Below are 524 nucleotides of genomic sequence, written 5' to 3'. Positions count from 1 at the left end.
TCAATTAAGAGTTACTCACAAATTTTACCTTAGCCTGATCCGTTACCAGTGAAAGTAACGTTCAGTCTATCTTTCTATCACATACCCAAATTTTTAAAGAACGATCTAATCAAAGACTAGAAATCAATATTCGCTTGAGAATATTCATTTCTAAACTCTAACAGCAGAAACAGTTAATGGTGGAGCCAAACGGGATCGAACCGTTGACCTCCTGCGTGCAAGGCAGGCGCTCTCCCAGCTGAGCTATGGCCCCATAACAAAATTGGTGGGTCTGGGCAGATTCGAACTGCCGACCTCACCCTTATCAGGGGTGCGCTCTAACCAACTGAGCTACAGACCCAATTTCGAGCGCAACTGATTAGCTAAGAGCTATCAGCTTGGAGCTTAAAGCTGCTTCTATCGTCTTCTTCAATGAATCAAGCAATTCGTGTGGGAACTTATGGAGCAGCTGATGTCGTCGATTAAGGAGGTGATCCAGCCGCAGGTTCCCCTACGGCTACCTTGTTACGACTTCACCCCAGTCA

Annotated in this window: 2 tRNA genes and 1 rRNA gene; all 3 read right to left on the bottom strand. The window is 45.6% G+C overall.

Features of this window, described 5'->3' with window-relative positions:
• Positions 1–177 precede the first annotated feature (177 nt).
• Positions 178–253, bottom strand: a tRNA-Ala gene (locus AB1462_RS31660).
• A gap of 10 nt (positions 254–263) precedes the next feature.
• Positions 264–340, bottom strand: a tRNA-Ile gene (locus tag AB1462_RS31655).
• Positions 341–462: 122 nt separating this feature from the next.
• Positions 463–524, bottom strand: a 16S ribosomal RNA gene (locus AB1462_RS31650); the annotation flags it as partial.

Source organism: Pseudomonas sp. SB113 (genome assembly GCF_040754745.1).
Lineage (GTDB): Bacteria > Pseudomonadota > Gammaproteobacteria > Pseudomonadales > Pseudomonadaceae > Aquipseudomonas > Aquipseudomonas grimontii.
This window is presented reverse-complemented; position numbering and strand designations above follow the sequence as displayed.